At 50.2% G+C, this 14,612-nt stretch carries 7 protein-coding genes; 2 read left to right on the top strand and 5 right to left on the bottom strand.

What is annotated here, in order from left to right; genetic code table 11:
• Positions 1 to 16 precede the first annotated feature (16 nt).
• From H6F91_RS04310 to H6F91_RS04300, 3 genes are all read right to left on the bottom strand, one after another.
• Complete coding sequence (locus H6F91_RS04310) at positions 17 to 3,577, bottom strand: PAS domain-containing protein (protein WP_190775798.1); 3,561 nt, start codon at positions 3,575 to 3,577, stop codon at positions 17 to 19.
• Positions 3,574 to 8,268: a PAS domain-containing protein gene (locus H6F91_RS04305; protein WP_190789236.1), complete on the bottom strand. Its 4,695-nt coding sequence runs from the start codon at positions 8,266 to 8,268 to the stop codon at positions 3,574 to 3,576. Before H6F91_RS04305 ends, H6F91_RS04310 begins: the two co-directional genes overlap by 4 nt.
• A 73-nt stretch (positions 8,269 to 8,341) precedes the next feature.
• Positions 8,342 to 8,689 carry a helix-turn-helix domain-containing protein gene (locus H6F91_RS04300; protein ID WP_190775796.1) on the bottom strand — a complete coding sequence of 116 codons (348 nt, stop codon included), beginning with the start codon at positions 8,687 to 8,689 and terminating at the stop codon, positions 8,342 to 8,344.
• Between the two features lie 217 nt (positions 8,690 to 8,906).
• Between H6F91_RS04300 and H6F91_RS04295 the strand changes: the two genes are divergently transcribed.
• Positions 8,907 to 9,236, top strand: coding sequence for a YnfA family protein (locus H6F91_RS04295; RefSeq protein ID WP_190775795.1), 330 nt, complete (start codon positions 8,907 to 8,909; stop codon positions 9,234 to 9,236).
• 179 nt (positions 9,237 to 9,415) lie between these two features.
• Entirely contained in the window at positions 9,416 to 10,528 is a 1,113-nt protein-coding gene (locus tag H6F91_RS04290; protein ID WP_190775794.1) for an aldo/keto reductase, read from the top strand.
• Positions 10,529 to 10,588: 60 nt separating this feature from the next.
• Here H6F91_RS04290 and H6F91_RS04285 read toward each other — a convergent pair whose 3' ends face one another.
• Complete coding sequence (locus tag H6F91_RS04285) at positions 10,589 to 11,509, bottom strand: AraC family transcriptional regulator (RefSeq protein WP_190775793.1); 921 nt, start codon at positions 11,507 to 11,509, stop codon at positions 10,589 to 10,591.
• A gap of 378 nt (positions 11,510 to 11,887) precedes the next feature.
• Positions 11,888 to 14,119, bottom strand: a complete 2,232-nt coding sequence (locus H6F91_RS04280) for an amylo-alpha-1,6-glucosidase (protein WP_190775792.1) — start codon at positions 14,117 to 14,119, stop codon at positions 11,888 to 11,890.
• Positions 14,120 to 14,612 lie beyond the last annotated feature (493 nt).

Here is a 14,612-nt window from a genome sequence, read left to right as displayed (position 1 = left end):
GCTGGCATCATTGGCGTTAAGAACGCCGCACTAAAGTGGCGATCGCTCTCACCAACTCCTCCGGTTCCACTGGTTTTGCCACATGCTGTTGAAATCCAACCTTCAGTGATAGTTGTTGATCATGTTCTCCGGCGTAGGCCGTGAGGGCGATCGCCGGGACAAGCCCCCCTTGATCTGGCGCTCGATTCCGAATTTGTCGCATTAACATATAACCATCGACCTCTGGCATGCCAATATCGCTAATAAAGATGTCAGGCGGATGATGATCGAATAGCTGCAATACTTCAGCCGCAGAGGCCGCAAGGGAAACCTGTGCTCCTTGCTGTTCCAGGATAACTTGCGTTAATGCTCGCATATCCTCATCGTCATCCACGACTAAAATTCTGAGTTCACTTAAATCAATGGATTGTGGATGACCAGAGACTGTATCCGTAGAAGTGGATGCTAGCGACATCACGGGCAATTGAACGGTAAATGTTGACCCCTGGCTTTCTCCAGGGCTCTCCACATCGACCTTCCCTCCGTGTAATTCAGTGAGATGACGGGCGATCGCCAGCCCTAGTCCCAACCCTCCAAACTGGCGCGTCGTTTTGCCGTCTTCCTGACGGAAGTAATCAAATACATAAGGCAAAAAAGTGGGATTGATGCCCTTGCCTGTATCCGAAACCCTAATTTGAACGTAGTGGGGGAGTGAGCCAGAGGATTGATTCGCAACCGATGATGACTGACCCGTTACTTTTTCTACGCTCACATTGACACGGCCACCTTCTGGAGTGAATTTAACGGCATTCGAGAGTAAGTTCCAGACAATTTGTTGCAAACGAGTCGCATCCCCTAATACGCGGCCATCTTCAAGAGCTATATCGGTATGAATCTGAATGTGTTTAGCTTCTGCGGCCAACCGTACTGTTTCGATGGCCGCTTCAACCACACCCACTAAGTTAACAGAACAGGTGCTCAAGCTCAGCTTGCCCTGCAAAATTCGTGAGACATCCAGGAGATCATCAATTAACTGAGTTTGCAGCCTGGCATTGCGCTCGATTGTCTCAAGCGCACGGCGATGAGTTTGCGCGTCCAACGTGCCTTGCTGAAGCAGCTTCGACCATCCCAGAATAGGGTTGAGGGGCGATCGCAACTCATGGGAAAGCACAGCCAGAAATTCATCCTTAATGCGATTGGCCGATTCCGCTTGTTCTCGGGCTGCTTTTTCGCGGGCCAGTAATCGCTCGCGTTCCTCCTCCGCCTGAACGCGATCGGTAATATCCGCTGACACTCCCCCTAGAAGCCGTCTCCCTGAGGCGTCCTGTAGGGGAAATTTAAAGGCCATAAAGTGACGCACCTGGTCACTAAAGGGTACAGTCTCCAGAATTTGTAGGGCTTCATTTTTAGCTAGCACCGCTGCATCGTGGGCACGAATCTGCTCGATCGCCTCGGCGGGAAACCAGTCTGCATCGGTATGGCCTATCAATTCTGTTGCCGGGCGATCAAACAACTGCTCAATTAAAGTGTTGACATAAACATATCGTCCAGATTCATCTTTGATGTAAGCGGCGACTGGGCTATGGCTCATAAAACTCTGGAATAACTCCTCGCTTTCCCGTAACGCTGCCTCCGTTTGCTTGCGTTCCATAAATTGCCCAATTTGTCTGCCAATGGCTGCCATCAACTGAAGTAGGTCTGCATCAGGGGATTGGATGCGATCGCTAAAACACTCAATAACCCCAAAAAAATCATCCCCCAGCAAAATGGGGAAGGCAAATCCGGCCTTCAGCCCAGCTTCGGATGCCGCCTTCCCTCTCAGAAAATTTGTATCCTGCGTCAAATCCTCAATCCAACGGGGCTGGCGATCGCGCCAAATTTGCCCAGGTAATCCGGTTCCAGGAATAAATGTGATACGCTGGCTGGCCTCGATGAATCGCTGAGTTATGGTTGATTCAGTCCAACTATTGGTGAAATGCAAGATGGAGTCTGTGCGATCGGTTCTCCAAATTAAACCCACTTGCCACCCTAACGCCTGGCACATGCTTTGCAATAGAGCGGGTACCACATCCACCAGCGTTGTCGCCTCGGCAAGAATTTGGGAGATGCTGTATTGCAATGCCTTGCGCCGTTCCTCCTGTTTGCGCTGGCTAATGTCACGAAAGAACACCGAGATGCCGGGGGTTGCTGGAAAAATCGAAGCTTCTACCCAGCGATTCATCACTGGAGAAAACCCTTCAAAATGAACTGTGGCACGTTCGACCATGACTTTCTCCATCTGCTGGCTAAAAAGCGTCCTGCTTTCAGCCAGCTCCGGAAAGACATCTTGCCATTTCTTGCCTAACAACTCTTCGACCGGTCTGCCCAACAGCTTTGCGGCTTCCTGATTGACATAGGTGTAATGCCACTCCGGGTCAAAGGCAATGAACGCATCCGTGATACTTTCAAGAATGTTAGAAACTCTTTGATTGGCTGCCTTGAGTGATTCTTCAAACTGTTTGCGCTCGGTAATATCGAGCGTCACGCCAACAAGACGGCTTGGGTTACCTTCGTCGTCGAAGATCAATCCGCCCCGAGCAATAAGCCAATGTAAACTCCCATCTGGGTGGAAACAGCGTTCTTCCACTTCATAATCGGTATGTTCTGTAATGGATCGGTGAATGGCAGCTTGAACGCGATCGCGATCCTCAGGGTGCAATGCGGTAAACAGAATTTCATGGGTAAATTCAGCGTCCGCAGGCAACCCAACGTTGGCTTTACATTGCTCAGAACAGGTGAGGGTATTGGTGGTTAAGTCATACTGCCAGGAACCCAGTTTTGCTGTACGCAGCGCCAGTCTCAGCTGGTGCTCACTTTCTCGCAGTGCTGCTTCGGTGCGTTTCTGCTCAGAAATATCGACGGCAACTCCCCCCAGAAGCTTCTCCCCAGATTCATGAAAAATCGGAAATTTACACACCAAAAAACTGCGAATACTGCCATCTGGGCTAAGGGTATGTTCAATGGTTTGAAGAGCTTGCCCGGTTTCAAAAACCTGCTGATTATTTTTGAGAAACTGTTGAGCTATTTCTGGCTCAAAGATTTCGGAAATATGTTTTCCGGTCACATCTTCATCAAAGTAGAAAGTCTCTAAGTAGGTGGAATTGAGATATAGCAGGTGCCCTGATTCACCCACAATCCAGGCCGAAACAGGGCTATGGTTCATGAATGCTAGGAACCGAGACTGGCTATCGCGTAACCCAGCTTCTGCTTGCTTGCGTGAAGTAATGTCGATCGCGAGGATTGTTAGACCTGTGCCGGTCGGGGAAACCCGTAGCTCAAACCAGTTCTGCCGCTTTGGGCAAACATACTCCAACTGGAGTGGGGTTTGGGTGGTCATGGCTTGCTGTAATGGTTGTCGAACCTCAGAACAATTCCAGGCTGGGTCGATTTCCCAGATTGGTTTGCCAAGCGCGTCTGCTTTAGGCACTCCAAACCACTCTGCCTGCTGTCGGTTGAGGTAGGTTAAAACCCATTCACTGTCAAGAACGGCCACACCATCGGTCAGATGCTCTAGAATGCTATGCTCGTTGCCTGGCAGGCTTGCATCTGTACAGCTCATGTCAATTCTCGTCCCGGATTTACCAATTCTGCGATCGCGGTTATCAATTCTTCTGGCTCAATCGGTTTCGACACGTGTTGTTGAAACCCTGCATTAAGGGCTCGTTGTTGGTTGTACTCTCCCGCATAGGCGGTGAGAGCAATAGCGGGAACGAGACCTCCCTGTTTGGGCGATCGCTGACGGATTGTCTGTATGAGCTGGTAACCATCCATCTCAGGCATCCCAATATCACTGATGAGAATGTCAGGTTGTTGCTCGTCAAACATGGCCAGAGCTTCTGTTGCAGAGGCTGCCAACCGTATGTGTACATTCTGTTGTTCCAGAATAACCTGCACCAGATCGCGCATATCGGCCTCATCATCTACCGCTAAGATGCTGAGATGGCTGAAATTGTTGAGTGAGGAACTGGGGGCGATCGCCTTACCTGATTCGACAGCCCCGTGGAGGAGCGGAAAGCGTACGGTGAATACTGCCCCCTGCCCTTCGCCAGCACTTTCCACCTGAATGGTGCCGCCGTGGAGTTCGGTCAGGTACCGCACGATCGCCAGCCCCAACCCCAGGCCACCGAACTTGCGAGTTGTCGTCCCATCCTCCTGCCGGAAGTAGTCAAACACATAGGGGAGAAATTCTGGCTTGATTCCTTTGCCGGTATCAGAAACCGTAATTTGGGCATAGCTACCCATAGCCACTTCCAATTTCACGTCTACATGGCCACCTCCGGGAGTAAATTTAACGGCATTAGAGAGTAAATTCCACACAATTTGCTGTAACCGTACGGAATCCCCTAATACCGTGTATTGGGAATATTGCGTTTTAGCAATGGGCTTTTGCTGATTTGGCTCAGAGCCAACATCACCAAAAGCCCATTGCAGATCAATCGCTTTCGTTTTGGCCGCTAACCTCACGGTTTCCATCGCAGATTCCACGACGGAAACGAGATTTACCGGACAGGTGGTGAGCGCCATTTTGCCTTGTAAAATACGCGACACATCGAGTAAATCTTCAATCAATTGAGTTTGCAGCTTGGCGTTGCGCTCAATCGTTTGTAAAGCCTGTAGTGTGCCCTGCTCATCAAACTGGCCTGTTTGCAGCAGCTTTGACCAGCCCAGAATGGGGTTGAGGGGCGATCGCAACTCATGGGACAGCACCGCCAAAAATTCATCCTTCAACCGATTAGCTGATTGGGCTTCCTCCCGGGCGACCTCAGCCAGGGCTCGGGCCTGCTGCTCTGCTTCATAAAGCTGCGCATTTTCAATGGCAACCGATGCCAGTTGCGCCAGTTGTACCAGAATAGCCTCATCTGCTTCGGTAAACTCGCCCTCAAACTTGTCAGAAAGCTGAATCAATCCAATGTTTTTGCCATCGCGTCCCTTTAAAGGAGCCGCTAACCAGCCCCACATGGGGGGATGATGGTTAGCTTCTGCTCCAAACCCTTTCCAGTGGGGATGGGCTTCCAATTCAGCCTGGGTCATCCGCATCGGATGATTCATGTGACACACACAGGCATAAATACCTGACCCATCTGGTTTGGTGTTATAGTCTCGCCACTGAGCATACTTATCGGATAAGTAGACAGCACTGACAGCTTGCGCCCAGTTCTGATTCAAGGTCATGCTGATAACTGATTGGTGCGCCCCAATGATGAATGCGGCCTGATCGGTAATCACTTGCAACACTTCTTCAACAGACAGAGCCGAATTGATCGCCAGGGCCGCAGCCGTCAAACCCTGCAACTGGCTGACATATTGTTGCTCACGCGCCAGCAGGTGTTCACGCTCCAACTCGGCTTGTTTGCGGTTGGTAATGTCTAATACCACTCCAATCATGTCGGTTGCTACCCCATGGTGGTCATAACGCGCCCGGCCAATGGATCGTAACCAGTGAACGGAGCCGTCAGCCCAAACGGTGCGCATCTCAGCGTCATAAATATCTTGCTGGGCAAGTGTCTGTTCAACCGCTGTATGAATGCGATCGCGATCGTCTGCGTGGATGGCCTGAATGAAGCTGTCATAATCCACCTCGGCATCAAGCGGGAACCCAAACATCATTTTGGATTGCTCAGACCAGATAATTTTCCGGGTTCCCAGCTCATATTCCCACGTACCCAGGTCAGCCCCCTCTATGGCGAACCTCAAGCGTTCTTCACTCGTCCTCAGGGCTTCTTCGATGCGTTTGCGATCGCTAATATCTTGAAAGACCACAACTCCCGAGATAATTTGGCCCTGCCGATCGTAAATGGGAGTTGAACTGACTTCCATGACCCCTTCCGTGTCATCTCCCCGTAAAAATCGAATTTCCTCTTGGGTGACAACTTCACCGGCCATTAATGAGCGTGCTAATGGCCATTCTTCGGACTCATAAGGCCGACCATCGGCATGGAAACCTCGATACTCACGGTATTCGTTAATCCCATCGGCGAGAAGAAGCGGATGTCGCCAGATTTGTTCGGCCTGTTCATTTCCTAAGATTAGTTGACCCGAGGGTGATTGAGCAATTATCACACCCGCAGGCATCTGCCGCAGCACAGCCTCAAATCGAGCCTGCTCTGTTGCCAGGTCTTGTAGTAAATGCTCTCGCTCGGCTTCAGCCTGCTTGCGGGCTGTGATATCGCTAAAGGAAACCGCAAGGCCATCTTCAAGCTTTACTGCCATGTTGCGGAACCAACCTATAATTCCGTTCACCTCATACTGGAGTTCAATATCGTGGGATTCTCCTGTTTCGACGACGCGCACATAACGTTCAAACAGTTCGCTGTTGAACCGATTGACTGGGAACACGTCTAGCAAGTGCTGTCCCACCAAGGCCTCGGCTGGCTTCTGAAGAATTTCTGCTGCTTTAGGATTGACATAAGTCCAGGCAAAATCAAGGATCGCCCCGTTCTCATCTCGCACACAATCCATGGTTGTAAATGCATCTAGCGAGAGTTCCTGGCTAATCCGAAATCGCTCTTCACTGCGTTGTAAGGCTAATTCTTTGACTTTGCGATCGCTAATATCATGATGGATTCCTGCCATTCGCAATGGATTACCTTTTGCATCTCGCAAAACGACTTTTCCATAAGTGGCAATCCATTTCCACTCCCCGGTTTTACACAACAGCCGATATTCAAACTTGTAGGGTACAGAGCCATCCTGGAGATGGGCTTCCGTGCGTTCCATAACCCATGCTTTATCATCAGGATGGATCATGTGCTCCCATGTGTGGGCATGTTGCTGCAAGTCACCTTCCTGATACCCCAGCATCTCTAACCAACGAGGGCTCAGATAGGTTTCATTGGTAGTAATGTTCCAATCCCATAATCCACCACTTGAACCCTCTAAAGCTGTTTGCAGTCGTTCTTCCCCTTTCCGTAGAGCAGCATCCGCTTGACTACGTTCATACTCAGCACGCTTGCGATCACTAATATCAACCGTACAACCAACGATGCGAATGACCTGCCCCTGTTCATCACGAATTAAACAGGATTGCTCCCATACATCTACCCAATGCCCATCTTCGTGGCGAACCCGGTACTCGGTTTGATAAAGTTGTTCGGCACTGATGAGCAGCTCGTGTATGCGTGGTTGTAGACGGCTCACATCATCGGGATGAATCCGCTCATGCCACCAGCTTGCCTCTGGCGGAGCGTTTTCTGGCTCAACGCCAATCAGGGTGTATAACTTTTCCGAGCGATAGACTTCGTTGGTCTGCAAGTTCCAATCAAAAATAAGCCCATCAACAGCCTGAGTTACTCGGCGAAATCGTTCCTCGCTCTTGCGCAAGTCGTCCTCGGCCTGTTTACGCTCTGTAATGTCCTGAATAACGGCTATCAGTAAGGATCGCCCATTCGCATCAACGGCCACATTACCGGTTACCAGTACCCATATGATGCTGCCATCCTTATGCAAATAACGTTTTTCTGCCTGGTAGGTTGTTGTTTCTCCTGAAAGCAAACGAGCGAATCGTTGGCGATCGCCTTCACGTTCGTCGGGGTGAGCAATATCATCCACCCGAAGTTCGAGCAACTCAGCTTCGGTGTATCCAGTAATGCTACAGAAGGCTGCATTAACATGGAGTAGTTGACGGGTTTTAATATCCGCTTGGGCCATGCCAACACTGGTCACCGTGAACACGTCACGAAAGTCTTCATGCTCTCCGAGAATTGCGGGTATGCAGCCCTCCTCAACTTGCGGCTCGACAAGATCATTGTTAACGCGGAAAGACTGGCCTTCGCTTGAAGCAGTCCCCTGAATTCCTGTCGCAAATACCCCACTGATTTGCCCATCACTGTCCCAGAGAGGATTGTAGAACCAGGTGTAAATGGGTGTCTCCGTATTATGGTCTAGCCTGGCAGGGAGTCGTTGATTGCGTTGCACCGATTGCCCGGTTGCGAAGACTTGTTCAACCATAGAGGAGACCATAGGCCATATCCCATCTGTGTCGTTTATGGGCTGACTTAAGGACTGTGGGCCTTGTCCCTGACCTAATAAAGAGGAGCAGGCATCGTTATAGAAGAGAATGCGATCGCTCCCCCAGGCCAAAAACATGGGATAAGGGGTATGAAACAGAATATTGAGGGTAGTTTTGAGACTCGGAGGCCAAGCTTCGATCGAACCCAGAGAGGTTTGTGACCAATTGTGCGATCGTATCTCTGTGGCTATGGTGCTATCTCCTGCAAATCGCTGATCCGATGCTTGACGATGCTGAATCATACGTTACGTGTCTCCGCTCTGTTAATCCCAAACGATGACGGTTACAATCTCTGCCGATTGAGCGGATTCTGGTTCAGGTCGATTTTTCTGTAATTGAGTGCAGTGCTGTAGTGTCCTTTTGGGTGAAATCTTTTCCACCAAAATATTTTTGTAGCAGGGCTTGACTGCCATCCTTTAGGGATTCCGAGGGGGAGGTGCTGAGCTGATTAATTACAGTACGAAGCTGTTTTAAAGCCAGGGCAGACGGCTGCATGTGCCCGTTTTCCCAGCGGTTAATCGTTTCGTAGGCAACACCAAGCTCAGCGGCTAGCTGCACCTGGGTCAGTTGCATGAGTTGACGCAGTTCACGAACCAGGTTGCTTACTTCAGGTTGTTTTAATACCACTGCTTCTTTGGATGCGCTTTTGGGAGCCAATACCATAGGATTGTATGACTATGACGTTCGTCATATTGCATCATTACCTAATAAGTCGTAATCGAGAATCTGTCTTTAGAGAGAGGGCCTGAGATGCCCGTTCAGGTGCGTGCCATCTGGGGAAGCGATCGCAAGTGGCCTTCCTCCTGAACTGGGTTTGTGCTCGTAATTCGTGGCTGGTAAGATGCGTGGCATTGTCGAGCCATTCACGGGTAGAAATTGAATGACCCTGGTTAATTCATTGATTTATTTCGTCCTGGCTGGGTTATGTGAAATTGGAGGCGGCTATTTGATTTGGTTGTGGATCAAGGAAGCCCGAGACTTGCGCTATGCCCTGATAGGAGGGGTGCTGCTTTTCCTCTATGGCATTATTCCGACATTACAATCGACTCATTTCGGGCGCATCTACGCCGCTTATGGAGGCGTATTTATCGTGCTTTCTATTCTATGGGGATGGCGTATTGATGGTGTAAAGCCTGATCACTTTGATGTGTTGGGTGGCTTCATTTGTTTGCTTGGAGTTTACATCATGATGTATGCTCCGCGCCCCTAAAACTATTGTAAAGAAGAACTGCATAATCCTTGAACCCCTTGCTAATGTTTGTCCTAGTGCGGTTACGACGTCGGTTTCCGATGTGGGGCTAAAGTTTCTCTTTATCTGGAATCCAAATGCCAGTCCCATTCAGGACGTTCAAGAATTAACAACTGAACAATCTTAAGGAGCAACAGGTTATGGCTCTCGATGCTTACTACACTCTCGGGCGCTCGGGTCTGCGCGTTAGCCGTCTTTCTCTCGGCACGATGACCTTTGGTACTGAATGGGGATGGGGATCAGATGAGGACACGGCCCGCCAGATGTTCAACACCTATGTGGATGCGGGAGGTAACTTTGTTGATACTGCCGATTTATACACCAATGGAACCAGCGAATTGTGGACCGGCAAGTTTATTGGAGAACGTAACTTACGCGATCGCATGGTTATTGCCACCAAGTTCACCTACAACGCAGACCCTAGTAATCCCAACGCTGGAGGAAATGGCCGCAAGAACATTATGCGTGCGGTAGAAGGTTCATTAAAGCGATTGGGAACGGATTATATTGATCTCTATTTTTTGCATACCTGGGATAGTATTACGCCTGTTGAGGAAGTGATGCGAACTCTGGATGATTTGGTGCGATCGGGTAAAGTTCGCTATATCGGTTTGAGTGATACCCCGGCCTGGTATGCAGCACGGGCACAAACTCTGGCAGAATGGCGTGGTTACGAGCCCATCAGCGCATTGCAACTGGAATACTCCCTGGTAGAGCGCAATATTGAGAAGGAATTTGTTCCCCTGGGAGTGGAATTGGGGATGGGAGTAATGGTGTGGAGCCCATTAGCGGGTGGGCTTTTGAGCGGTAAGTACCGCCCCAGTGAAGGGGTGTTAAATGCCGAGGGACGCCTCGACGTGATGAAGGATAGCCAGAACACAGCGTTTCAAAAGTTTAGCGATCGCAACTGGAAAATTGTTGCAGAACTAGAGGCCGTGGCAAAAGAGCTAGGCCGTAGCATGGCGCAGATTGCTGTAAATTGGACTGCAACACGACCCGGTGTCGGATCTGTCATTGTTGGGGCAACAAAACTATCGCAGTTAGAAGATAACCTCAAAGCATTGGATTTTGAGTTGCCCACAGAGTTAAGCGATCGCCTGGAAACGGTGGGTCGTCCAGATCCTCAGTTCCCCTATAGTTTCTTCGAAGCAGGTCATCAAGCTATGATTCATGGGGCCAAACCCGTCGGGCTCAAACCATCTGGATACATACCCAATGTGTTGATTGATGCACCTGCGGCAGGAGTATCGTAAGATTCGTTTATCTGATCACCATAAAGAGTGGTACAGCGCTTTGCGCTGTATCACTCTTTATTAGCCAAAATGAGTAAAACTATACTGTTCTCTGTAGCTTCTGGGTGTAATACCTGTTAGCTTACGGAAGTGTTTTGTGAAGTGAGTTTGATTGGCAAATCCACATTCTAATGCTACGTCAGTAATCACTGATTTTTGGTGTTTCAATAAATGCTTTGCTTTATTAATCCGTTGTTGTAACACGTATTGATAGGGTGATACTCCCATTGATTTTTTGAATAGATGACAGAAGTAATACTGGCTCATATTCAGGTGATTGGCGATCGCTTCCAAAGAAATTTCTTCACCTAAGTGTGCCTCAATATAGGCGATCGCTTGCTGAAGCTTGTATTTGGGTAATCCTTTTGCTGTTACTTTGATGGGGTGTGTGCGGGAGCAATAATGATGCAATAGGTGGGTTGCCAGGAAGACCGCAGCAGATTCTGCATAAAGCCGTCCTCTTATGCTGTCGCTTTCTAGCTCTGCTTTAAGGGCTGAACCTACACTGGCGATTATGGGGTCGATGCGGGCAAATTGAGGAATGAGTTCGATGCGATCGCCCTCCAATGTTTCATAAGCCAGTTGAGCAAGATAAGCCGGCTCGAAAATCAGTAAGGTAAATTCGGCTTCATGGCCCCAACTGCTTTCATGGGGAACCGCTGCTGGAACGATGACACAGCTACCATTGCGCATGTATTCCTGTCGCTTGATGGCATTCATCGTTCGGTTCACCTGGAGACGGGAACCGACTTTGTGATGAACGACAACAACATGCTGATTTACCGTATTTTCTGGCATTTCCCAGGGTGGTTGCTGGTGATGCTGAACGAGAATATTCTTCCATTCTGCTTGTTGGCTAGTCAGAAGGGGAGGGCGAGGAACCAGTTGTAGCAGTTCGCTAGATTGGGTGAGATCAATGGTGAGAGAGGGTCGTTCTGGCATCACTCTGCCGCTCCGATTGATACAGGGGTAACTTCAACCGAAACCAGAAACACCTGGCTGTATTGTTTGTTTTGACGGGCGCAAGAAAAGGTTGTCTGCTAGTTGAGCAAATTATAAATCGAGAACCCCTACCATTTGCTTTTACATCAAATCCGGTTGAGTAACTATAACTTGCATCTTCCATCTTTCTAAAACCAGGGCTTGGTTCAGAATATGGCATTACGTGCTTAGAACCAGAAGGGTTATTTCTTAAAAAGCCTCACGGAGCGCTGCTTTTCAAGAAATAACCTGTCCTATAGATGTCATAAACAGCATATGCCCAAACGGAAGAGAGGTGGGGTTTCGCCCCACCTCTCTTCCGTTTGGGCATAAGTAAAATTACACCTCAATCACAACTTGCAGATCCCCATCTCGCCTCACGACTCGGCAAGCAGTTTGATCATGCAATTGCTCAAATTCCAAATCCAGCCGAGTTTGGCCAATATGGAGGTTGTTGACAGAGAGGTACTGAATTGACGGAGGCAGCGAGGGCCGCACGATACGCAGCATGCCATTGGGAGCATCGGGTTGAAGATTGACCATGACCTGTAGCAATTGGAACAGGCAGCCTGTAGACCAGGCCTGAGGTGAGCAGGCTACCGGGTAGGCCACTGGGCTAGTTGTGGGTGTGCGTTCCGTACCGCACAACAGCTCGGGGGGACGGTAATAGCGTTGGCGGGCTGTCATGTCTAAAATGCCCTGGGCGATCGCCAACGCCTGCTCAGTACGACCAATCGTTCGCAACCCGGTGGCAATAATACCATTGTCATGGGGCCACACGGAACCAAGATGGTAGCCCATGGGATTATAAGCTGGGGACTCACTACTGAGGGTACGAATGCCCCATCCGCTAAACATATCGGGAGCTTGCAGACGTTCAGCCACGGCCAAAGCCTGTTCAGGTTGGAGAATCCCTAACCCCAGGCAATGGCCAGGATTGGAGGTGATGCTATCTACAGGACGGCCTTCACCATCTAGAGCCAGGGCAATGTAGCGCTGATCGGGCATCCAGAAGTCTTGGGTAAACCGCTGTTTCAAATCCTGAGCTGCTTGTTGCCAACGTTCGGCCAGATCTGGGCGTTGCTTTAGGCTGGCGATCGCGGCCATCTGCATGCGAGCCGCATACACATACCCTTGCACTTCTGAGAGGGCGATCGCTCCCTTAGCCAGGTTCCCATGGCGATCCACCATACTTTTTTCGGTGTCCTTCCAACCCTGATTCAGCACGCCTTTCGGGGATAGACACTGATAGGTGAGATAACCTGTGGCTGCGCTGCTGCGATCGATCCACTCCATAGCGGCCAGAGCATTGTCCCAGAGGTCGTCGAGCAGTTGGCGATCGCCTGTCCAGGCGTAGTGCTTGCAGTAGAGCAGTAACCAGAGGGGCGTTGCATCCACTGTGCCATAGTAAGGCGTGTGAGGAATTTCGCCACAACGGGCCATTTCTCCCAGACGCAATTCATGCAGAATCTTGCCGGGTTCCTCTTCCCGCCAGGGATCAACCTTCTTCCCCTGATATTGAGCCAGCACCGTAAGGGTTTGCCGGGCCAGTTCCGGATCTAGCATGAGCGTTTGCGTAGCCGCAATCAACGCATCCCGCCCAAACAGCGCGGCAAACCAGGGCACCCCAGCAGAAAGCGCTGTATTGTTATCTTTACCAAAGGTTTGGCCCAGCAAAAACAAGTCCTTCTCGGCCTGTTCCAGAATGGTATTGATAATGGGCTTATCACTGCGAATGTGGGTAATGCGCTCACGCCATCCCTGTTCCTCCTTCGCTTCGGCGGCGATCGCCTGACTCAAGGTCGTCGGGCCACTGGTTGCAGATGCGGGTTGACCAGCGATTAATGGCTGTACCCAATAACCCAACACCTCCGTTTCATGGGGAGCCAAGTTAACGTGCCAACGAGCTGTGTAATCCTGACATTGATCGGGTGGACGATGAAGAAATCGAATCCGTGACTCCATCTCGATCTGGTCAATGCCCTGGTAAGCCAACCGCAACTCGGGTGCATCTGCTGAAGATTGTTCTTGCCACGGATAGCGCTGAATTTTTCCCCATCGTTGTCGCTGCCAGCCCCGAATTTCAAACAGGTCAACAAAATCAGCATCCAGGCTCAGGCTTAACTCGAACTGCACGGACTGCATGCTGTAATTCGTCAGAGTGATCTCTTCAAACAGCCCACCCTGCAACACCATATCCCGCTGAATCCAAATACTTTCCACAGGAAGTTGATCGTTAATCCACGGATTCGTGCAAGACACAGAGAGGGCAAATCCCTGATTTGCATTGCTGCTGAGCAACGTTGGCGATCGCCCCTCAATCTGCAATTCGAGGTAACTGAGGAACCGAGTATCACGGCAAAATAGCCCCAGGCTGGCGTTAGGTCGCCCATCTTCCCGTGGTAAATTTCCCAGGTTATCGCTGATAAACAGCAAATCATTATCCTTTAACAACAGTGTTGCCAAAGGCTTCTTGGGTGCTGCATAGGGCCACTGCGAAGATGGCATCTGCTCCGCAGTAGAGGGTGGGCGCTCGGTGAGTGCTGAGTTAAGTTCGGTTGGGTCAGTCATAAGGTTGGATCGGTGGATGGATAGGGGGGCAAGGGGTGAGGGGGCAGGGGCGTTAGGAGCCAGGGGGGACGGAGGTAAGAGTTAAGGCGTAGGCTTTATGAGTGCTCAGGTGATGACTATCGGGGCCATGAATGCAGGTTTTCTAGAAGGCTGTATTGGCATAGACTATAAAGCTTTCGCTCATGAGCTCACGACAGAGTAACCCCGCTAAAAACGCACACAAGCCTGATCCGAAACCAAGCAAGCCGAGGGGGCCTAACATTATCCATGCAAAACCTCTTTTTCGAGGGAGCCTGGAAGACGGGCAGCGGTTCCCCATGCAGGGGATAAGGGCGGTGTTGCCCTAAGCCAGGACTGCGGGACCGAACGATAATCCTCAACAGTGGCTATCTAGAATCCTGTACCAACGCTTTGATCCCCACGGCTTCTATCGCTAGAATGGCAGGTTTTGGAAAAGCTTGGGTTCGTTATAGAAGGACGAATCGCTATTTGT

Origin of the sequence: Leptolyngbya sp. FACHB-8 (assembly GCF_014695575.1) — a bacterium.
Taxonomy (GTDB): Bacteria; Cyanobacteriota; Cyanobacteriia; order Elainellales; family Elainellaceae; genus Vacuolonema.
Note: the sequence above shows the minus strand (reverse complement) of the source record. Positions and strands in the feature narration are given on the sequence as shown.

What these genes read in the sequence shown, in the direction of transcription:
- H6F91_RS04295 (WP_190775795.1), top strand. Translation starts at nt 8,907, where the DNA reads ATGACCCTGGTTAATTCATTGATTTATTTCGTCCTGGCTGGGTTATGT.
- H6F91_RS04285 (WP_190775793.1), bottom strand. Translation starts at nt 11,509, where the DNA reads ATGCCAGAACGACCCTCTCTCACCATTGATCTCACCCAATCTAGCGAA.
- H6F91_RS04310 (WP_190775798.1), bottom strand. Translation starts at nt 3,577, where the DNA reads ATGAGCTGTACAGATGCAAGCCTGCCAGGCAACGAGCATAGCATTCTA.
- H6F91_RS04305 (WP_190789236.1), bottom strand. Translation starts at nt 8,268, where the DNA reads ATGATTCAGCATCGTCAAGCATCGGATCAGCGATTTGCAGGAGATAGC.
- H6F91_RS04290 (WP_190775794.1), top strand. Translation starts at nt 9,416, where the DNA reads ATGGCTCTCGATGCTTACTACACTCTCGGGCGCTCGGGTCTGCGCGTT.
- H6F91_RS04300 (WP_190775796.1), bottom strand. Translation starts at nt 8,689, where the DNA reads ATGGTATTGGCTCCCAAAAGCGCATCCAAAGAAGCAGTGGTATTAAAA.
- H6F91_RS04280 (WP_190775792.1), bottom strand. Translation starts at nt 14,119, where the DNA reads ATGACTGACCCAACCGAACTTAACTCAGCACTCACCGAGCGCCCACCC.